At 60.8% G+C, this 19,604-nt stretch carries 17 protein-coding genes; 16 read left to right on the plus strand and 1 reads right to left on the minus strand.

Annotation, left to right across the window (positions count from 1 at the left end; all coding sequences use genetic code 11):
- Window positions 1–149 precede the first annotated feature (149 nt).
- Genes HU754_RS15340 through HU754_RS15350 form a run of 3 tightly spaced genes read left to right on the plus strand, consistent with a single transcriptional unit; the run spans window position 150 to window position 3,817 of the window.
- Entirely contained in the window at window positions 150–1,163 is a 1,014-nt protein-coding gene (locus HU754_RS15340) for an iron ABC transporter substrate-binding protein (RefSeq protein ID WP_016983392.1), read from the plus strand.
- Window positions 1,164–2,762, plus strand: a complete 1,599-nt coding sequence (locus HU754_RS15345) for an ABC transporter permease (protein ID WP_186623229.1) — start codon at window positions 1,164–1,166, stop codon at window positions 2,760–2,762.
- A complete protein-coding gene (locus HU754_RS15350; protein ID WP_093432691.1) occupies window positions 2,759–3,817 on the plus strand; it encodes an ABC transporter ATP-binding protein in 1,059 nt (352 codons plus the stop codon). The genes HU754_RS15345 and HU754_RS15350 overlap by 4 nt, the downstream gene beginning before the upstream one ends.
- Here the strand turns inward: HU754_RS15350 and HU754_RS15355 are convergent, their stop codons facing one another.
- On the minus strand, window positions 3,818–4,708 hold the full coding sequence (locus tag HU754_RS15355; RefSeq protein WP_049802099.1) for a site-specific integrase: 891 nt from the start codon (window positions 4,706–4,708) through the stop codon (window positions 3,818–3,820).
- Window positions 4,709–5,140: 432 nt separating this feature from the next.
- Between HU754_RS15355 and arnB the strand changes: the two genes are divergently transcribed.
- From arnB to HU754_RS15420, 13 genes are all read left to right on the plus strand, one after another.
- Window positions 5,141–6,289, plus strand: a complete 1,149-nt coding sequence (gene arnB, locus HU754_RS15360; RefSeq protein WP_186623232.1) for a UDP-4-amino-4-deoxy-L-arabinose aminotransferase — start codon at window positions 5,141–5,143, stop codon at window positions 6,287–6,289.
- Complete coding sequence (gene arnC, locus HU754_RS15365; RefSeq protein WP_186623235.1) at window positions 6,286–7,311, plus strand: undecaprenyl-phosphate 4-deoxy-4-formamido-L-arabinose transferase; 1,026 nt, start codon at window positions 6,286–6,288, stop codon at window positions 7,309–7,311. Before arnB ends, arnC begins: the two co-directional genes overlap by 4 nt.
- Window positions 7,308–9,299, plus strand: a complete 1,992-nt coding sequence (arnA, locus tag HU754_RS15370) for a bifunctional UDP-4-amino-4-deoxy-L-arabinose formyltransferase/UDP-glucuronic acid oxidase ArnA (protein ID WP_186623237.1) — start codon at window positions 7,308–7,310, stop codon at window positions 9,297–9,299. Before arnC ends, arnA begins: the two co-directional genes overlap by 4 nt.
- On the plus strand, window positions 9,299–10,183 hold the full coding sequence (gene arnD / locus HU754_RS15375) for a 4-deoxy-4-formamido-L-arabinose-phosphoundecaprenol deformylase (protein ID WP_099759110.1): 885 nt from the start codon (window positions 9,299–9,301) through the stop codon (window positions 10,181–10,183). The genes arnA and arnD overlap by 1 nt, the downstream gene beginning before the upstream one ends.
- Window positions 10,180–11,832 carry a lipid IV(A) 4-amino-4-deoxy-L-arabinosyltransferase gene (gene arnT, locus HU754_RS15380; protein ID WP_186623239.1) on the plus strand — a complete coding sequence of 551 codons (1,653 nt, stop codon included), beginning with the start codon at window positions 10,180–10,182 and terminating at the stop codon, window positions 11,830–11,832. Before arnD ends, arnT begins: the two co-directional genes overlap by 4 nt.
- On the plus strand, window positions 11,829–12,173 hold the full coding sequence (gene arnE, locus HU754_RS15385) for a 4-amino-4-deoxy-L-arabinose-phosphoundecaprenol flippase subunit ArnE (protein WP_186623241.1): 345 nt from the start codon (window positions 11,829–11,831) through the stop codon (window positions 12,171–12,173). The genes arnT and arnE overlap by 4 nt, the downstream gene beginning before the upstream one ends.
- Complete coding sequence (gene arnF / locus HU754_RS15390; RefSeq protein WP_016986767.1) at window positions 12,170–12,574, plus strand: 4-amino-4-deoxy-L-arabinose-phosphoundecaprenol flippase subunit ArnF; 405 nt, start codon at window positions 12,170–12,172, stop codon at window positions 12,572–12,574. Before arnE ends, arnF begins: the two co-directional genes overlap by 4 nt.
- On the plus strand, window positions 12,571–13,950 hold the full coding sequence (locus HU754_RS15395) for a UDP-glucose dehydrogenase family protein (RefSeq protein WP_034153972.1): 1,380 nt from the start codon (window positions 12,571–12,573) through the stop codon (window positions 13,948–13,950). Before arnF ends, HU754_RS15395 begins: the two co-directional genes overlap by 4 nt.
- Window positions 13,923–15,542, plus strand: coding sequence for an ArnT family glycosyltransferase (locus HU754_RS15400; protein WP_186623243.1), 1,620 nt, complete (start codon window positions 13,923–13,925; stop codon window positions 15,540–15,542). The genes HU754_RS15395 and HU754_RS15400 overlap by 28 nt, the downstream gene beginning before the upstream one ends.
- Before the next feature lie 36 nt (window positions 15,543–15,578).
- The gene (locus HU754_RS15405; RefSeq protein ID WP_186623245.1) at window positions 15,579–16,097 is read left to right on the plus strand and encodes a GNAT family N-acetyltransferase; all 519 of its coding nucleotides are present in this window, start codon (window positions 15,579–15,581) and stop codon (window positions 16,095–16,097) included.
- Between the two features lie 197 nt (window positions 16,098–16,294).
- Entirely contained in the window at window positions 16,295–17,461 is a 1,167-nt protein-coding gene (locus HU754_RS15410) for an MFS transporter (RefSeq protein WP_186623246.1), read from the plus strand.
- A 169-nt stretch (window positions 17,462–17,630) separates the two neighbouring features.
- The gene (locus tag HU754_RS15415) at window positions 17,631–18,317 is read left to right on the plus strand and encodes an HPP family protein (RefSeq protein WP_186623247.1); all 687 of its coding nucleotides are present in this window, start codon (window positions 17,631–17,633) and stop codon (window positions 18,315–18,317) included.
- A 180-nt stretch (window positions 18,318–18,497) separates the two neighbouring features.
- Window positions 18,498–19,604, plus strand: a complete 1,107-nt coding sequence (locus HU754_RS15420; protein ID WP_186623248.1) for an enoyl-CoA hydratase/isomerase family protein — start codon at window positions 18,498–18,500, stop codon at window positions 19,602–19,604.

Raw genomic sequence — 19,604 nt, forward strand, 5'->3', positions numbered from 1 at the left:
GCAATGACATGTATTAACGGTTTGTTTGACGTTTTTTTCTCATTTGCCTCTCTACATTGCCTGCGGCTGAATATCTGCAAATCATTCGCATTGAAGTCTGCCCGCGAATGCCTGCCCATAACGTCTAAAAAATCAGGAGCGTTACCGTTATGAATCCAAAGGTCCCGTCCTTTCTGAAACGCGCATTGCTGGTCAGCGCCCTGCTCAGTGCCGGTCAGGCGTTTGCCGCTGACAGCGTTGGCCTGCTGGTCTACAACGCCCAGCATGAAAGCCTGACCAAAGCCTGGGTGGCCGGTTTTACTGAAGAGACCGGGATTCCGGTGACGATTCGCAATGGCGATGACACCGAAATGGGCAACCAGATCGTGCAGGAAGGCGCGGCCTCGCCGGCAGACGTGTTCCTCACCGAAAACTCACCGGCGATGGTATTGGTCGACAACGCCAAACTGCTCGCCCCGATTGCACCCGCCACGCAGCAACAAGTGGACGCGGCGTACCGCCCGGCTCATGGCCAATGGATCGGCATCGCCGCGCGTTCGACGGTGTTCGTCTACAACCCGGCGAAACTCGCGGAAAAAGACCTGCCGAAATCCCTGCTCGACCTGGCTAAACCGGAGTGGAAAGGCCGCTGGGCTGCTTCACCCGCTGGTGCGGACTTCCAGGCCATCGTCGCGGCCGTGCTGGAACAGAAAGGCGAAACGGCTACCCTCGACTGGCTCAAAGGCATGAAAACCAACGCCAGCGTGTACCGCGGCAACAGCGCCGTGCTCAAAGCGGTGAACGCCGGGCAGATCGACAGCGGCGTGATCTACCACTATTACAGCTTCGTCGATCAGTCCAAGACCGGCGAAAACAGCCAGAACACCAAGCTCTACTACTTCAAGCATCAGGATCCGGGCGCGTTTGTCAGCACTTCCGGCGCGGGCGTACTGGCCTCCAGCAAACATCAGGAAGAGGCGCAGAAGTTCGTCAAATACATCACCGGCAAAGAAGGCCAGGAGATTCTCCACAGCGGCACCTCGTTTGAGTACGCGGTCGGCAAAGACGCGCCGTCCAACCCGAAACTGACGCCGTTGAAGGATCTCGACGCGCCTACAGTCGACGCGTCGAAACTCGACAGCAAGAAAGCCGTCGAGCTGATGACCCAGGCGGGAATCCTGTAAGTGCTCCCCGAAACCCTACCCGCGCAGGTTGCAGTGACCGCCTCCGCGAGCCTTAGACTTAAACCCCGCGCCCTCACCGGTCGCGGGGGCTCGTGGGTGGTTGCGCTGGCGATCGGTGTTTCATTACTGTCGCTGCTGCCGATCGCGTTTGTCCTCGGCGTGTCGTGGGCCACCGGTTGGGCAACCATCGAAGCCTTGGTGTTTCGTCCACGGGTGGCGGAACTGCTGATCAACACCGTGTTGCTGGTGTTGATCACCTTGCCGCTGTGCATTCTGCTCGGCACCGCACTGGCATGGCTGACCGAACGCACCGATCTGCCCGGTCGACGCCTATGGTCATTGCTGGCCGTGGCGCCACTGGCGATACCGGCCTTCGTGCATAGCTATGCGTGGGTCAGCCTGATTCCATCGATTCACGGTTTATCGGCCGGCGTGCTGGTGTCGGTGATCGCCTATTTTCCGTTTCTCTACTTGCCGATTGCCGCAACCTTGCGCCGACTTGATCCGGCGATCGAAGACGTCGCCGAATCCCTCGGCCTCAAGCCTTGGGCGGTGTTTTTCCGAGTGGTGTTGCCGCAGTTGCGCCTGGCGATCTGTGGCGGTGCGTTGCTGGTCGGGCTGCATTTGCTGGCCGAATATGGCCTGTACGCGATGATTCGTTTCGACACGTTCACCACGGCGATTTTCGATCAGTTCAAATCGACCTTCAACGGCCCGGCAGCGAACATGCTGGCGGGCGTTCTGGCGTTGTGCTGCCTGGCGATGCTCACCATTGAATCCGCCGCCCGGGGCAAGGCGCGCTATGCGCGCGTGGGTTCCGGCAGTGCCCGCGAACAACGCACGGTTCGGCTCGGTCGTGGCAGCGTGATCCTCGGGCTCGGTCTGCAAGTGCTGACCTGCCTGCTCGCCCTTGGCGTACCGCTGCTGACATTGAGTCGCTGGTTGATCGCCGGTGGCTGGGACGTGTGGGGCGGCGACGAACTGTTGCCTGCGCTGCTGCAAACCCTGTCGTTTGGCGTCGCCGGTGCGCTGTTGACCAGTCTGGCGGCGATTCCGATTGCCTGGCTGTCGATCCGCGCGCCGGGCAAATTGCAGCGTCTGCTCGAAGGCTGCAATTACATCACCAGTTCCCTGCCGGGGATTGTCGTGGCGCTGGCACTGGTCACCGTGACCATCCATTTCGCCCGGCCGATCTACCAGACCACCATCACCGTGCTGCTCGCCTATCTGCTGATGTTCCTGCCACGCGCACTGGTCAGCCTGCGTGCCGGTTTTGCCCAGGCGCCAGTAGAACTGGAGAACATTGCGCAAAGCCTCGGCCGATCGCCCCTGCGCGCCTTGTGGCTGATCACCTTGCGCCTCGCGGCACCGGGCGCTGCCGCCGGAGCCGCGCTGGTGTTTCTGGCCATCACCAATGAACTGACCGCGACCTTGCTGCTCGCCCCCAACGGCACCCGTACGCTGGCCACCGGCTTCTGGGCGATGACCAGCGAAATCGATTACGCCGCCGCCGCGCCTTACGCACTGTTGATGGTGCTGCTTTCGCTGCCGCTGACGGCCCTCCTCTATCACCAATCCAGGCGCACCGCTGGCCGATGAACGCACTCGAACTGATCTCCCTGAACAAGTCCTTTGGCGCGCAGAAAGCGCTGGATGACATCTGCCTGTCAGTACCGACCGGCAGCCGCACGGTGATTGTCGGCCCGTCCGGCTCCGGCAAAACCACGCTGTTGCGGATAATTGCCGGGTTTGAATTCCCCGACGCCGGCAGCCTGACCCTCAACGGTCAGGTGCTGGTCGACAGCACCCATGCGGTGCCCGCCTACCAACGGCAGATCGGCTATGTTCCGCAGGACGGCGCGTTGTTTCCGCACATGACCGTCGCCGCCAATATCGGGTTCGGCCTGGCACTGACCGGCGCGGCCAGACACGAGCGGATCAAGGAGCTGATGGACAGCGTCGCGCTGGACGCCAACATGGCCGAGCGTTGGCCCCATGAACTGTCTGGCGGCCAGCAGCAACGAGTGTCCCTCGCCCGGGCCCTCGCGCAGCAGCCACGGCTGATGCTGCTGGATGAACCGTTCTCCGCCCTCGACACCGGCCTGCGCAGCGCCATGCGCAAAATGGTCGCGCGCTTGCTTGAGGACGCCGGCGTCACCACGATTCTGGTGACCCACGATCAGGGCGAAGCGCTGTCCTTTGCCGATCAGTTGGCAGTGATGCGCGGCGGGCGGCTGGTGCAGTCCGGGCATCCGATGGACCTTTACCGCTTTCCCCGCGACGAGCAGACCGCACATTTTCTCGGCGAAGCCGTAGTGATGCCGGCACGGATCGAATCCGGTCTGGCCCACTGCGATCTCGGTCAGGTGCCGGTGAACAGCAACGGTTTCATTGGCGACGCGCAGATCATGCTCAGGCCCGAGCAGTTGCAGTTGTCCGGCGCCGTAGTCGGCACACAAGGCTGCCCCGCCGTGGTCACTGAGCGCGATTTTGCCGGCAACACCTGCACCCTCACCGTCGAACTGCGCTCGCCGATCACTCAGGATCCCGGGCGGTCGCTGCTGGTGCGCAGCTCCGGCATGCACGCGCCGCCTGCTGGCAGCGACGTGCAGTTATCGGTGCTCGGTGCGGCGCATCTGTTCGCCGCGTCCTGATTACAGATCGAAGCGATCCACCGCACGCCGCCGCTCGTTGTCATCACGCACATCGTAGTTGGCGGTGGTCTGGATGTTGCTGTGGTGCGCGAGTTTCTGCGCGATCGACAGATCATGTTCCTCGATGACCCGCGTGATAAACGAGCGACGGAAGTCGTGCGGCATGATCTTCACCCCGACCTGCGTGCCACGCTGACGGGCAATGTAGTAAATCGCGTGTTTGGTGATGCGCTCGCGGGTGATGTGGCTGCCGCGACGGATGCGGTTGAACAGAAAGGCATCGTCGCGCTCGCCTTCCTTGAGCTGCGAGCGCCGCAGTTCCAGCCACGCATCAAGTTTGGCGAATGCCCAGGCCGGCGCGTACTTGATCAGTTGTTTGTTGCCTTTGCCGGTGACGGTCAGGCTGCGCTCAGTGAAGTCGACCTGATTCAAGTCCAGGTCCACCGACTCCGATTTGCGCATGCCGGTGCCGTACAACAACGCAATCACCGCTGCGTCGCGCAGCCCTTGCGGACGCGGATCGGCGGCGCAGACTTCCATCAATTCGTGGATCAAGGTGCGCTTCAAGTTGCGCCCCTGGGACAAGCGCGTGCCGGCAATGGCTTTGACCGAACGCATTTTCAACAAATGATCCTGAGAGATCAGGCTCATGCGCCAGGCTTCATTCATCACACCGCGCACGGCATTCACATAAAGCGAAGAAGTGTTTGGCGCATAGTTGTCTTCGCGCAAAGCGGCGACCAGCGCAACAACATCTTCAGGTTGTAATGCGTGCCAGGGAATATCCTCGACATTCATGTCTTCAAAGCCGAGGCGGTCGGCCGCATCCTGCAAAACATAGCGCATGGTCAGCTGGCTGGAGGGGGCCAGGCGCGCCAGATACAGGGTCATCGGATTGGTTTGGCGGGTTTGCAGCGGTACAACGGACAAGTCAGTCAAACGTAAAGGCCTTGAGTAAAAACAATTCAACACACCAACTAATAACTGCAACATTCCCAGTGTAAGGGGAACACTTCTGTAGGACTTTTCTACTAAAAATGACGATAAGCGGCAGAAGTCTGAACAGTGGCTGTATGGGGTTCAGATAAACGATTCGCCGACCGGTTTTTCATGTTCCTTTCACAAAAACGGGCATAACCTTAATTCCAACAGATCCCGTGTCGGCGCCGTTCAAACTGCCGCGCGAAGCCACAAAAGTCAACCGAACCCCGACGGTAAGTCACTCAGCAACTTATTGATGCAAAGATGTTTTTTGCGTCTACGCTGAGATTGGATCCTACCCGGTGAATTGGTTTTCTTCTGATTGTTTGTGATGAGGTGTTCATGAGTCAGGCGTTTCTCCCCTTCTCTCGCCCGAGTATCGGCGATGAAGAAATTGCAGCCGTTGAGCAAGTATTGCGTTCTGGCTGGATCACCACCGGACCGAAAAATCAGGCACTCGAAGAACAATTCGCGCAATACGTTGGCTGTCGTCACGCGGTGGCACTTTCGTCCGCCACCGGCGGCATGCACATTACCTTGCTGGCGCTGGGCATTGGCCCGGGTGACGAAGTCATCACCCCGTCGCAGACCTGGGTCTCGACCGCCAACATGATTTCCCTGCTCGGCGCCACGCCGGTGTTCGTCGACGTTGATCGCGACACCTTGATGACCGATGCCGCGCGCATCGAAGCTGCCATCACCCCACGCACCAAAGCAATCGTTCCGGTGCATTACGCCGGCGCCGCATTTGATCTTGATCCGCTGTATGCGCTGGCCGACAAACACGGCATCGCGGTCATCGAAGACGCCGCCCACGCTGCCGGCACCCGTTACAAGGGCCGCCACGTCGGCTCGCAAGGCACGGCGATTTTCTCCTTCCACGCGATCAAGAACATGACCTGTGCCGAAGGCGCGATGTTCGTCACCGACAACGAAGCCCTGGCCAGCCGTGTGCGCATGCTCAAGTTTCATGGTCTGGGTGTCGACGCCTACGATCGCCTGACCGGTGGCCGCAAGCCGCAGGCGCAAGTGATGGAGCCGGGTTTCAAATACAACCTCGCCGACATCAATGCGGCGATTGCCCTGGTGCAACTGGAGCGTCTCGACGCGATCAACGCGCGCCGCACTGAACTGGCCGCCGCCTACCGGCAAAAACTCGAAGGCCTGCCGGTGCAACCACTGGCTTTGCCCGCCTACGCACAAACCCACGCCTGGCACCTGTTCATCCTGCGCATCGACAGCGAGCGCTGCGGCATGGACCGCGAAGCCTTCATGAAAGGCTTGCAGGACCAGGGCATCGGTACCGGTATCCATTTCATCGCCACCCACCTGCACACCTGGTATCGCCAGCGTGACCCCGATCTGTACTTGCCCAACACCGAATGGAACTCGGCGCGGCTGTGCTCGATTCCGTTGTTCCCCGACATGAGCGATCAAGACCTTGATCGCGTGGTCGGTGCCATCGCCACTCTTATGGACAAACGCCCGTGAAACCTTATCCGATCCGCTGTGTGTCGATCGTTATCCCGGTCTACAACGAACAGGACAGCCTGCCGGAACTGCTGCGCCGTACTGAAGCCGCCTGCCAGATGCTGCGTCACGACTTTGAAATCGTCCTCGTCGACGACGGCAGCCGTGACGAGTCCGCCAACCTTCTGGAAGAGGCCGCGACCCGTGAAGACAGCCCGTTCGTGGCGGTCATCCTCAACCGTAACTACGGCCAGCACGCAGCAATCATGGCCGGTTTCGAACAATGCAAAGGCGATGTCGTGATCACCCTCGACGCCGACCTGCAGAACCCGCCGGAAGAAATCCCGCGGCTGGTCGCCGAAGCGGAAAAGGGTTACGACGTGGTCGGCACCGTGCGAGGCAACCGCCAGGATTCGGCCCTGCGCCGCTATCCGTCGAAGCTGATCAACCTCGCCGTGCAACGCTCCACCGGCGTCGCCATGAGCGACTACGGCTGCATGCTCCGCGCTTACCGCCGGACGATCATCGACGCAATGCTCGCCTGCCGTGAACGCAGCACCTTCATCCCGATTCTGGCCAACAGCTTCGCCCGCCACACCACCGAAATCGTCGTGGCCCACGCCGAACGTGAGCACGGCGATTCGAAGTACAGCCCGATGCGCCTGATCAACCTGATGTTCGACCTGGTCACCTGCATGACCACCACGCCGTTGCGCCTGCTGAGCATCGTCGGTTTCACCATGGCCGGTCTGGGTTTGCTGTTTGCTTTCGTGCTGATTGTCCTGCGTCTGGCGCTCGGCGCCGGTTGGGGCGGTGATGGTCTGTTTGTGCTGTTCGCCGTGCTGTTCGTGTTCACCGGTGGCCAGTTCATCGGCATGGGTCTGCTCGGCGAATATCTGGGGCGCATGTACAGCGACGTGCGCGCCCGCCCGCGTTTCTTCATTGAAAAAGTCTTGCGCAGCCACGCCGCCGAACCGGCGCCTGCGGTCACCGTTGATGGTCTCTCTTCCTCTACTTCTACTACCGGTCAGGTTCACTCATGAGTGCAAAAACTGTTGTCTTCGCTTACCACGATATTGGCTGTGCCGGCATTCAAGGCCTGCTCGACAGCGGCTACGACATCGCGGCGGTGTTCACTCACGCCGATGACCCGAAAGAGAACGCGTTCTACGGATCGGTTGCGCAACTGTGCGCCAACAAAGGCATCCCGGTGCACGCGCCGGAAGACGTCAACCACCCGTTGTGGATCGAGCGGATTGCCAAGCTCGCCCCTGAGTACATTTTCTCGTTCTACTACCGCAACCTGCTGAGCGAGTCGTTGCTTGCCGTGGCCAAAAAAGGTGCGTTCAACCTGCACGGTTCGCTGCTGCCAAGCTACCGTGGCCGCGCCCCAGCCAACTGGGTACTGGTCAACGGCGAAACCGAAACCGGCGTCACTTTGCACCGCATGGTCAAGCGTGCCGATGCCGGCGCCATCGTTGCTCAGCAACGTGTCGCCATCGAACGCAGCGACACCGCATTGAGCCTGCACGGTAAATTGCGCGCTGCGGCCAGCGATCTGTTGCGTGACACCCTGCCCGCGATGCTGCAAGGCAAGATCAGCGAAACCCCGCAGGACGAATCGAAAGCCAGCGTATTCGGGCGTCGCACCGCTGCGGACGGCAAACTGGTCTGGGCGAAACCGGCCGAGCAACTGTTCAACCTGGTGCGGGCGGTGACCCAACCGTATCCGGGCGCGTTCTGCGCGGTCGGCGAACACAAACTCATCGTCTGGAGCGCCGAAGTCGTCAAAGGCAACGACGGTCAGGCGCCGGGCCGGGTGATCAGTGTCGATCCGCTGCGCATTGCCTGCGGCGAAGACTCGCTGGTGATCCTCTCCGGCCAGCGCAACGACAACGGCCTGTTCCTCAGTGGCCCACAACTGGCCAACGAACTCGGCCTGGTCGACGGCTCGCTGTTGCGCGGTGCCGAATCCGGCCGTGCGCCACGTCGCACGCGCGTGCTGATCCTCGGCGTCAACGGTTTTATCGGCAATCACTTATCCGAGCGCCTGCTGCGCGATGACCGCTATGAAGTCTATGGTCTGGATATCGGTTCCGACGCCATCGACCGTCTGCGCAGCCATCCGCACTTCCACTACGTCGAAGGCGACATCAGCATTCACTCCGAGTGGATCGAGTACCACATCAAGAAGTGCGACGTGGTCCTGCCGCTGGTGGCCATCGCCACGCCGATCGAATACACCCGCAACCCGCTGCGTGTGTTCGAACTCGACTTCGAAGAAAACCTGAAACTGGTGCGCTACTGCGTCAAGTACAACAAGCGCGTGATCTTCCCGTCGACCTCGGAAGTCTATGGCATGTGCCAGGACAAACACTTCGATGAAGACACTTCCAACCTGGTGGTCGGCCCGATCAACAAGCAGCGCTGGATCTACTCCGTGTCCAAGCAACTGCTGGACCGGGTGATCTGGGCCTACGGCGCCAAGGGCTTGAATTTCACCCTGTTCCGCCCGTTCAACTGGATGGGCCCGCGCCTTGACCGTCTGGATTCGGCCCGCATCGGCAGCTCCCGCGCCATCACCCAGTTGATCCTCAACCTGGTCGAAGGCACACCGATTCGCCTGTTCGACGGTGGCGAGCAAAAACGCTGCTTCACCGACATCGCCGATGGCGTCGAGGCACTGGCGCGGATCATCGATAACGACAACGACGTCTGCAACGGCCAGATCATCAACATCGGCAACCCGGACAACGAAGCCAGCATCCGTCAGTTAGGCGAAGAGCTACTGCGTCAGTTCGAAGCGCACCCGCTGCGTGACAACTTCCCGCCGTTCGCCGGTTTCCGCGACGTGGAAAGCAAGGCGTTCTACGGTGCCGGTTACCAGGACGTCGAGCACCGTAAACCCAGCATTGCCAACGCCAAGCGTCTGCTCGACTGGACACCGACCGTGGAAATGCGCGAGACCATCGGCAATACGCTCGATTTCTTCTTGCGCGAGGCCATGCTCGAAATCGCGGACAAGAAGTAATGCAGGCAGGACTTCGTATCGACGTCGACACCTACCGCGGCACCCGTGAAGGTGTGCCGCGGCTGCTGGAAATGCTCGACGAGGCGCAGATCAAGGCAACGTTCTTCTTCAGTGTCGGCCCGGACAACATGGGCCGGCATCTGTGGCGACTGATCCGCCCGCAGTTTCTCTGGAAAATGCTCCGCTCCAATGCTGCCGGCCTGTACGGCTGGGACATTCTGCTCGCCGGCACCGCGTGGCCGGGCAAGCCGATCGGCCGCGATCTCGGGCACCTGATGCGTCAGGCCCGCGACGCTGGTCATGAAGTGGGCCTGCATGCGTGGGATCACCACGGCTGGCAGGCCAATGCCGGGCGCTGGAGCAATGCGCAACTGATCGAGCAGATCCGTCAGGGCGTCGACACTTTGAGCGACATTCTTGGCGAGAAAGTCGAGTGCTCGGCCGCCGCCGGTTGGCGTGCGGACGAACGCGTGATCGAAGCCAAGCAAGCCTTCGGCTTTCGCTACAACAGCGATTGCCGTGGGCAACATCTGTTTCGCCCTTTGCTGGCCGACGGTACGCCGGGCACCCCGCAGATTCCGGTGGACCTGCCGACCTTCGACGAAGTCGTCGGCCCCATCGTCGCGGCGCGGGATTTCAACGGTTTCATCCTTGATCACTTTCGCCCGCAACAACTCAACGTCTACACCATTCACGCCGAAGTAGAAGGGATTCTGATGGCTGAGGATTTTCGTCAATTGTTGGCCGATGCGCGCCAACGCAACATCGACTTCAAACCACTGGGCGACTTGCTGCCCGAGTTCTTCAACACCTTGCCCGTGGGTCGCGTGCAACGCGGCGCCCTCGACGGCCGTGAAGGCTGGCTGGGAGTGCAGGGCGCATGATTAAACGCTGGACGCTGCCACTGCTGTTGTTGGGTATTTGCTTGCTGGCCTATCTGCTGCCGCTAGGCACGCACGGTTTGTGGATTCCTGATGAGACCCGTTACGCACAGATCAGCCAGGACATGCTGCTCAGTGGCAACTGGGTGTCGCCGCACTTCATGAGCCTGCGTTATTTCGAGAAGCCGATTGCCGGTTACTGGATGATCGCGCTGGGTCAGGAGTTGTTCGGGCAGAACCTGTTCGGCGTGCGCTTTGCGTCGGCGCTAAGCACCGGGTTGAGCGTGCTGTTGTGCTATCTGCTCGCCCGGCGTTTGTGGAACGAGCCGCGCAAAAGCTTCGTCTGCGCCCTGCTCTACATGAGTTTCACTATCGTCGCCGGTCAGGCTGGTTACGCCAACCTCGATCCGCAGTTCACCTTTTGGGTCAACCTGAGTCTGGTGGCGCTGTGGTTTGCCGTCGACAGCCACACCAACGGCAAGCGCATGGCGGCCTGGGCTGTATTGGGCCTGGCCTGTGGCATGGGTTTCATGACCAAAGGCTTTCTCGCCTGGCTGCTGCCGGTGCTGATCGCCCTGCCGTGGATGCTCTGGCAAAAACGCTGGCGTGAACTGCTGATGTTCGGCCCGGTGGCGATTGCCGTGGCGATCCTCGTCAGCCTGCCGTGGGTGCTCGCGGTGCATGCGCAGGAGCCGGACTACTGGCGGTTCTTCTTCTGGCACGAACACATCCGCCGCTTTGCCGGTGACGATGCGCAACACGATGCGCCATGGTGGTTCTACCTGCCACTGCTGGTGGCGTTCAGTCTGCCGTGGGTGGGGCTGCTGCCGACCGCGCTCAAACAAGCCTGGCAAAGCCGTGCTCAGCCGAAAGTGGTCTTTGTGCTGCTCTGGCTGGCGATGCCGCTGGGGTTTTTCAGCCTGGCCAACGGCAAACTGCCGACCTACATCCTGCCGTGCCTGCTGCCAGTAGCGTTGTTGCTGGGCAATGCGCTCGCCGACCGTTTGCGCCTGGAGCAAGGACGCGCGCTGAGCATCAATGGCCTGCTCAATCTGGCGCTGGGCATCGTGTTGCTGATCGCGCTGGTTTATCTGCAACTGACCAAACCGGTTTACGACCACGAACTGCACAGCATGGTGCTGGTGTTTATCGCGCTGATCGGCTGGATCATCGCCAACTTGCTGCAAGCCTTTCTGCCGCTGCAATGCTGGGCAGCACCGGCGCTAGGCAGCCTGTTGCTGATTGCGGTGTTGCCGGCGGCGCTGCCGAAATCGGTGGTCGCCAACAAGATGCCGGATCAGTTCATCAAGCATCACGTCTCGGAACTGGCGCAGACCACCCACTTGCTGAGTAACGATCTGGGGGCTGCTTCGGCGCTGGCCTGGCGCCTGAAAACGCCGCAAGTGGCGTTGTACAACACGATAGGCGAACTGAAATATGGCCTTGCCTATCCTGACGGCATTCAACAGCGGGTTGATACCAAAGACGTGCAACAGTGGATGCGTGAGGCGCGCCGCAGCGGTTCGGTCGGCGTGGTGATGCGCGTCAAGGGGCAGGACGAACTGGACGAAATCGACAAGTTGCCCAAGGACGGCCTCCGTTACGAACAGGGCAACCTGGTGATCATGATCCTGCCCAAGGAGGCGTCATGAGCCTGTTGCTGCTGTTGGCCGCGTGCCTGCTGACCTGCCTCGGGCAGGTGGCGCAGAAGTACGCCGTGGAGAGCTGGCGCGGCGTCGAGTCGGGCTGGGCCGAAAAGCTGCATACGCCGTGGTTGTGGTTGGCCCTGCTCGCCCTCGGCTCAGGTCTGTTGGTCTGGTTGCTGGTGTTGCAGCGTCTGGAAGTCGGCATCGCCTACCCGATGCTCAGCCTCAACTTCGTGCTGATCACCCTGATTGCGCGCTTCGTCTTCCGTGAACCCATCGACCGCCAGCATTGGCTTGGCGTGGCATTGGTGATCGGTGGCGTGGTTTTGCTGGGGCAACAGTCATGAATCAACGTCGCGGCATCACGTTCGCGCTGGGCAGCGTGTTCCTCGTCAGCGCTGCGCAACTGGGCATGCGCTGGAGCATGACCCGCCTGCCCGTGCCGGAACAATGGCTGCACATCGACAGCCTCGATTGGCGGGCGCTGGCCGTGGTCATTGCGGCGGTTTTTGCCTACGCCCTGTCAATGCTTTGCTGGCTCGCCGCCCTGCGCGATCTGCCGCTGGGCCGGGCTTACTCGCTGCTGAGCATCAGCTATGCGCTGGTGTATCTGCTGGCGGCCAGTCTGCCGCTGTTCAACGAATCCTTCAGTTTCACTAAATCACTCGGCGTGGCGCTGGTCATGCTCGGGGTCATCACCATCAACACTCGTCCGGCTCGTGCGCCCGAATTCAGGAGTGCTCCATGAAAATCACAGTATTTGGCAGCGGTTACGTCGGTCTGGTGCAAGCGGCTGTGTTGGCCGAGGTCGGCCATGATGTCGTGTGCATGGACGTCGACCAGAAGAAGGTCGACCTGTTGCGCCAGGGTCATGTCAGCATTTTTGAACCGGGGCTGGCCAGCCTCGTTCGTGAGGGTCTGGATTCGAAACGCCTGCAATTCACCACTGATGAGCAACTTGCCGTGCAGCACGGTCGAGTCGCGTTTATTGCCGTCGGTACGCCGTCGCGTGAGGATGGCTCGGCGGATCTGCGCTACGTGCTGTCGGTGGGTGACGCGATTGCCCGCCATCGTGAGCAGCCGCTGATTCTGGTGGAAAAATCCACGGTACCGGTGGGCACCGGCGACACCTTGCGCAAGCACATCGAAAAAGCCTTGATCAAAACCGGCCGCCTGCTGCAGTTCGATATCGTCTCCAACCCGGAATTCCTCAAGGAAGGCTCGGCCGTTGCTGACTGTCGCCGTCCGGACCGTATCGTCATCGGCTGCGAAGGCGATGAAGTGCGCGACGTGATGCGCGATCTGTACTCGCCATTCAACCGCAACCACGACCGCATCATGTTCATGGACCTGCGCAGCGCCGAGCTGACCAAGTACGCCGCCAACTGCATGCTGGCGACCAAGATCAGCTTCATCAACCAGATCGCCGAACTCGCCGAACACCTGGGCGCCGACATCGAATCGGTGCGCCAGGGCATCGGTGCCGACACGCGCATCGGTTACCACTTCATCTATCCGGGCTGCGGTTATGGCGGCTCGTGCTTCCCCAAAGACATGCGCGCGTTGATCCACAGCGCCGAAGAAGCGCACTGCTCCAGCGATTTGCTGCAAGCGGTCGAGGCGATCAACCAACGGCAGAAACACAAGTTGTTCGAGCGCATCAACGCGTTCTACAAGGGTGACCTGCGCGGCAAGACTTTCGCCCTGTGGGGCCTGGCGTTCAAACCCAACACCGATGACATGCGCGATGCGCCAAGCCGTGTCCTGCTCGAAGAACTGTGGGCCGCCGGTGCCAGCGTGCGCGCCTTCGACCCGGAAGCCATGCAGGAAACCCAGAACCTTTATCCGGACGAGTCGAAGCTGATGCTAATGGGCACGCCAGAATCGGTACTGCCCGGCGCCGACGCATTGATCATCTGCACCGAATGGCAGCAGTTCAAGGCGCCGGATTTCGATCTGATCAAACAGCGCCTCAACAGTCCGGTGATCTTCGACGGCCGTAACCTCTACGACGCCGAGCGTCTGGCACGTAACGGTTTCCATTACTTCCCGATGGGCCGTGGCGAATCGCGTAAGTTGCCGATCCCGCTGCAACAATGGCCACACGCGTCCGACGTCGCTTGATCAGCTTATCGCCTGAGATTCGCCGGCAGTCCCTGATCGCAGGGCTGCTGGCGTTTTTAGTGTTCATGGCCGGGGTCTACGGGCAGGCCCCGATCGGTTTCGATTCGCGGTTCGTGTTATTCGCGCAAGAAATGCTGCGGCATGGGCCGACGGTGTTTCCGACCACCTATGGTCAGCCGTATGCGGATTATTCAGCGGTTTCGACGCTGTTCATCTGGCTGCTGTCGCTGCCGTTCGGCGCGGTGAACGCGTTTACGGCGTGGGCGCCAAGTGCCGTCGCCGGTGCGCTGATCGTGACGCTGATGTATCGACTGCTGGCGCCGTACTCGCGGCGTTGGGCGTTGATCAGTATTGCGTTGCTGATGCTCACCAGCGGTTTCGTCACTGAAGTGCGCGCGGTGTCGCAGGACTTGATGCTCGCGGCAGTGGCCTTCGCGGTGTTCTATCTGGGTTATGCCCATGAGCATTTTGCCGGCAGGCGTCACTGGCCGCTGATCTTCGCGTTGTTGCTGCTCGGCTTCGGCATTCGCGGGCCGATTGGTCTGGTGGTGCCGACCGGCATGCTGTGCAGCTATTACCTGCTCAACCGTGAGTGGTCGCGACTGCTGGTGTTCGGCGTACTGGCTTCGCTGCTGCTCGCAGCCTGCGTCGGCCTGCTGTTGTGGCTGGCGAAACTCAGCGGTGGCCCGGTCTTCTTGCAGGACGTGATCCGCATGCAGTTCATGGGGCGCATGGACGGCAGCGAAGGCGTCAGCGGTTCGCTGTATTACTTCACCAGTTCGTTCGGCAACTACGCGCTGGCCTATCCGCTGGCATTGCTGGTACTGGTGGCGGCCTGGCTGAGCAAGCCGCAGCAACGTGGCCCGGCGCTGCGTCTGGTGCAGTACTGCGCGGCGGCGGGACTGATTGTGATGGTCGGCCTGTCGATTCCCCAGGCGAAAAAGGCCCGGTATCTGCTGCCGATGCTGCCGATGGCGGCGATCATTGCAGCGTATCCGTTTCAGGTTGCGCATGGGCGGGTGTTCCGCTATTTGCGCGGCTTGATCATGGGCTTGTGGCTGGTCACGCCGGGCTTGCTGCTGGTGGTTTTGCTGGTCGCTCAACGGCGCTTTCCCGAGCAATTGAGTGACGTGTCCTGGGTGTTGATCGCGCTGGGCCTGCTGCAACTCTTGGCGTTGTCGCGATTGTTGCTCCCACGTTGGCGTGTCGAGGTATTGGCGTTGTCTGCGGTGTTGGCGTTGTGGACGGTGTACGCGGCGGTATTCGAGCCGGTGGAGCGGCGTTTGTACGACACCCAGGCATTCAGTCACGCGGTGTTCGCCCAGGTTCAACAAAACCCGGCGCCACTGGTGCTGCACGGTATGGGCAAGGATGCGAAGGCGATCAAGTTCATGGTCAATCTCTCGCAGGATCTGCAACCGCAGTTCAGCGACTCGATCCAGCAACTGGAGGCGCTCAAAGGCCCGGCGTGGCTGATGATGGATCGCAGTGATCTGCCGTCTCTCAAGGGCACGCCGCTGGAAAGCGCGCAGCCGGTGTTGAGCGGGCGTTTCGATAAAAACGACTATGTATTGCTGTGGCTGAAACCGTAACCTGTCGACCTCTTGATCGGTAGGATTCGCCTCAACATGACCTTCGACGTACGCCGCGCCAGCCCTGCTGACGCGGTTGCCCTCCCCGCGATCGAGCGTTCGGCCGCGCAATTGTTTCGTCTTGAACCGCCGTTGGCGTGGCTGGCTAATGCCGAGGTGCCCGATGCTGGCCAACATCTGCAGGCCATCGAACAGGCGTACGTGTGGGTTGCTGAAAATAGCGATGGGCAACTGACTGGATTTGTTCGTGCTGTAGACATTGATCAGCACATGCACATTGAGGAGCTATCTGTCAGTCAGGCTTTTCAAGGACAAGGCATGGGTCGCGCACTGGTTGCGGCAGTCATTGAACAAGCGCGCGTGGTGCAGTTGAACTCAGTGACGCTGACCACCTTCCGCGATCTGCCGTGGAATGCACCGTTTTATCAACGGATGGGATTTGTCGAGTTGGCGCATGCACACACCGACCGCCATTTGCGCGATGCGCTGCAAGCCGAAGTCCTCTTCGGCTTTCCCGCAGAGCGCCGCTGCGCGATGCGCCTGCCCCTGATTTGAAAGCAATGAAGGTCCTTGTGGGAGCGAGCCTGCTCGCGAAGGCGGAGTGTCAGTCAACATTGATGTATCTGACCCGACGCATTCGCGAGCAGGCTCGCTCCCACAGGGATGGTGTTATGGCAGCTTGACCTGTGGTGACTGGCCGGTAAGGATGGCGTACGCCCGCCAGGCATTTGAAATAAGGACATTGACCCTTCGTGGCTACCTACTCGCGCCTCATCCGCCGGTTGATGATCAGTTCGCTGACCGTCGTCATCAGCCGCGCGCTGATCAGCCCGCTACTGACGCTGTTCCTCAGCAACAAGCTCGACCTCAACCCGCAAGACGTCGGCCTGCTGCTGGGGATCGCGGTGTTCAGCGCCACGTTGTTGTCGCTCTATGGCGGCTACATCATTGATCGGCTGGACAAGCGCCAGTTGCTGATCCTGACCATGCTTTCCAGCGGTATCGGTCTGATCCTGCTGACCTTCGCGCAGAATCTGTACCTGGTCACCCTGGTGCTGATCATCAGCGAAACCGCGTCGGCGCTGTTCCTGATCTGCTCCAAAGCCATCCTCAGTGAAAACCTGCCAGTGGGCCAGCGAGTCAAGGCGTTTTCCCTGAACTACACGCTGACCAACATCGGTTACGCCGTCGGCCCGATGATCGGCGTGGTGATTGCCGGCGTTCAGCCGTCAGCGCCGTTTATCGTCGCGGGCGCGATTGCCATCGGGAGCATCTTTCTCCTGCTCGGTGACACGCGTGAAGTGAATCCGGTCTCGGCAATCGCTGCGCCACCCAGCTTTCTGAAAACCCTGATCATCCTGAAGAACGACCGCACGATGATCCTGTTTACCTTGGGCTGCCTGCTCAGCACGCTGGTGCACGGGCGTTTCACCCTGTACCTGTCGCAATACCTGCTGGTCACCCACACCCAACAACAGACGCTGGATACCATGGCCGCCCTCCTTGCCTGCAACGCGATCACAGTGATTGTGTTGCAGTACCAGATCGGCCGATTACTCACCCGCGAGCATCTGCGCCACTGGATTGCCGGCGGCACCGCGTTGTTCATCGTCGGGCTGATCGGCTTCAGTCTGGCTGACAGCCTGGTCGGCTGGTGCGTGGCGATGTTCATCTTCACCTTGGGCGAGATGATCATTTACCCGGCCGACTTTCTGTTTGTCGACACCCTCGCCCCGGAAGAATTGCGCGGTAGCTATTACGGCGCGCAGAACCTGGCCGCGCTTGGTGGTGCGTTCAGTCCGGTCATGTGCGGGTTTCTGCTGATGCACACGCCGGCACCGAGCATGTTCTATGCCTTGAGCGCACTGGCGGCTGTGGGCGGCTATTTGTGTTTCGTCAGTGGCCGTCGCGCCGCTTAAATTCAAAATTAATGCACTAAATCTGCATTAATATGAATTTGTCAGCATCGAGTTTGCCCGGCACACTGTGCGCGTTCCTCCCCCAATGTTGGAACACTTCGAGGGCTTTCCGGATATGCCGGACAAGTCCTTTTTTTTGCCTCGAATTTGCTACAAGGATCGGATTCACATGCTCGCTCGCTGGTTGCCCGCCGCCATCAACACCCGTCCCACCGAATGGAGCCGCGCCGCCATCGGCATGGCGTTGGGCACGTTGTTCAGTGTGTGGTTGTGCGCGCAGGTATTCGGCCATGAGGTCGCCTATCACCTGATCGGCCCGCTGGGCGCATCGGCGGTGTTGCTGTTCGCCGTGTCCTCCGGCGCCCTCGCCCAGCCGTGGTCGATTGTCGGCGGCTATTTATGTGCTGGCGTGGTCGCGTTGCTGGTGGCGCATGTGCTTGGCCGAACCCTTGGCAGCGCCTGTCTGGCGGCGGGTGTGGCGCTGATCCTGATGTGCTGGCTGCGTTGCCTGCATCCGCCCGCTGGCGCGTTGGCCCTGACGCTGGTGCTGGCGGATCCGGCGACCATCGCCATGGACTGGAAAGCCATGGAACCGGTGATGCTCGGCGCGGCGTGCATGCTGCTCAGCGCGCTTGCCTATAACAACCTGACACGGATCCGTTACCCGAAACGCCCGGCAGAACCGGCGGCGGTGCTTGGGCCGGTCGACAGTCAGGCGATCACCGCCGAAGACCTGAAACTTGCCTTGGCCGAGATGGAAGCGTTTATCGACGTCACCCCCGAAGACCTCGAGCAGCTGATCCACGCCAGCGAACTGCACGCCAAACGGCGCAGCATTACCGAAACATTCCGCTGACCCCGGGTAGGCGCTGCCGCAGGCTGCTCCTACACAGGAACGCGGCGATTCGGGTGATGTAAAAACGCAAACTCCCCCTGCGAATATCCCGGTTGTACAGGGCAAATTTGCACTGTTACGATCGGCTAACGCTCGCGCGCGAGCTTCTCGAATAAAGACAATAAAAGCAGGGAGTTACTGATGACAGCTCAGGCTTCATCCCCGCGGACCTCGTCCATGGATGCCACGCAAAACGAAGTGCTGGCCGAGGTTCGCAATCATATCGGTCACCTGACCCTCAACCGCCCCGCCGGTCTCAATGCCATTACCCTCGATATGGTGCGCTTGCTGCAACGGCAGCTCGACGCCTGGGCGACTGACACCGATGTTCACGCCGTGGTCCTGCGCGGTGCCGGTGAAAAAGCCTTCTGTGCCGGTGGCGACATTCGGTCCCTGTACGACAGTTTCAAAAGCGGCGACACGCTGCACGAAGATTTCTTCGTCGAGGAATACGCCCTCGACCTGACGATTCATCACTACCGCAAACCGGTATTGGCGCTGATGGACGGTTTCGTCCTCGGCGGCGGCATGGGCCTGGTGCAAGGCGCCGATCTGCGTGTGGTCACCGAGAAGAGCCGTCTGGCCATGCCAGAAGTGGCCATCGGTTATTTCCCCGATGTCGGTGGCAGTTATTTCCTGCCGCGCATTCCGGGTGAGCTGGGCATCTATCTGGGGGTCAGCGGCGTGCAGATCCGTGCCGCCGACGCGCTGTATTGCGGCTTGGCCGACTGGTATCTGGACAGCAGCAAACTGGCGCTGCTCGACGAAAGACTCGATCAGATGGAATGGCAGGACACACCGCTCAAGGCCCTGCAAAACCTGCTGGCCAAACACGCCGTGCAAACCTTGCCCGATGCGCCACTTGAGGCTTTGCGCCCGGCCATCGACCATTTCTTCGCCCTGCCGGACGTACCAAGCATGGTCGAGCAGTTACGCGCAGTGACGGTTGCCAACAGCCACGAATGGGCGACCACAACGGCAAACCTGCTGGAAACCCGCTCGCCGTTGGCCATGGCGGTGACCCTGGAGATGCTGCGTCGCGGCCGCCACTTGAGCCTGGAACAGTGCTTCGCGCTGGAGCTGCATCTGGATCGCCAGTGGTTCGCCCGTGGCGACCTGATCGAAGGCGTCCGCGCCCTGCTGATCGATAAAGACAAGACACCTCGCTGGAACCCGCCGACCCTCGCTGCGCTGAACGCAGAGCATGTCGCGAGTTTCTTCCACGGGTTTGCTGAGAGCGGGAGCTGA

The sequence above is a fragment of the Pseudomonas zeae genome (assembly GCF_014268485.2).
In the GTDB taxonomy this organism is placed as follows: Bacteria; Pseudomonadota; Gammaproteobacteria; order Pseudomonadales; family Pseudomonadaceae; genus Aquipseudomonas; species Aquipseudomonas neuropathica.

What these genes read in the sequence shown, in the direction of transcription:
- HU754_RS15340 (WP_016983392.1), top strand. Translation starts at nt 150, where the DNA reads ATGAATCCAAAGGTCCCGTCCTTTCTGAAACGCGCATTGCTGGTCAGC.
- HU754_RS15350 (WP_093432691.1), top strand. Translation starts at nt 2,759, where the DNA reads ATGAACGCACTCGAACTGATCTCCCTGAACAAGTCCTTTGGCGCGCAG.
- HU754_RS15355 (WP_049802099.1), bottom strand. Translation starts at nt 4,708, where the DNA reads ATGACCCTGTATCTGGCGCGCCTGGCCCCCTCCAGCCAGCTGACCATG.
- arnB (WP_186623232.1), top strand. Translation starts at nt 5,141, where the DNA reads ATGAGTCAGGCGTTTCTCCCCTTCTCTCGCCCGAGTATCGGCGATGAA.
- arnA (WP_186623237.1), top strand. Translation starts at nt 7,308, where the DNA reads ATGAGTGCAAAAACTGTTGTCTTCGCTTACCACGATATTGGCTGTGCC.
- arnD (WP_099759110.1), top strand. Translation starts at nt 9,299, where the DNA reads ATGCAGGCAGGACTTCGTATCGACGTCGACACCTACCGCGGCACCCGT.
- arnT (WP_186623239.1), top strand. Translation starts at nt 10,180, where the DNA reads ATGATTAAACGCTGGACGCTGCCACTGCTGTTGTTGGGTATTTGCTTG.
- arnE (WP_186623241.1), top strand. Translation starts at nt 11,829, where the DNA reads ATGAGCCTGTTGCTGCTGTTGGCCGCGTGCCTGCTGACCTGCCTCGGG.
- arnF (WP_016986767.1), top strand. Translation starts at nt 12,170, where the DNA reads ATGAATCAACGTCGCGGCATCACGTTCGCGCTGGGCAGCGTGTTCCTC.
- HU754_RS15395 (WP_034153972.1), top strand. Translation starts at nt 12,571, where the DNA reads ATGAAAATCACAGTATTTGGCAGCGGTTACGTCGGTCTGGTGCAAGCG.
- HU754_RS15400 (WP_186623243.1), top strand. Translation starts at nt 13,923, where the DNA reads ATGGCCACACGCGTCCGACGTCGCTTGATCAGCTTATCGCCTGAGATT.
- HU754_RS15405 (WP_186623245.1), top strand. Translation starts at nt 15,579, where the DNA reads ATGACCTTCGACGTACGCCGCGCCAGCCCTGCTGACGCGGTTGCCCTC.
- HU754_RS15415 (WP_186623247.1), top strand. Translation starts at nt 17,631, where the DNA reads ATGCTCGCTCGCTGGTTGCCCGCCGCCATCAACACCCGTCCCACCGAA.
- HU754_RS15420 (WP_186623248.1), top strand. Translation starts at nt 18,498, where the DNA reads ATGACAGCTCAGGCTTCATCCCCGCGGACCTCGTCCATGGATGCCACG.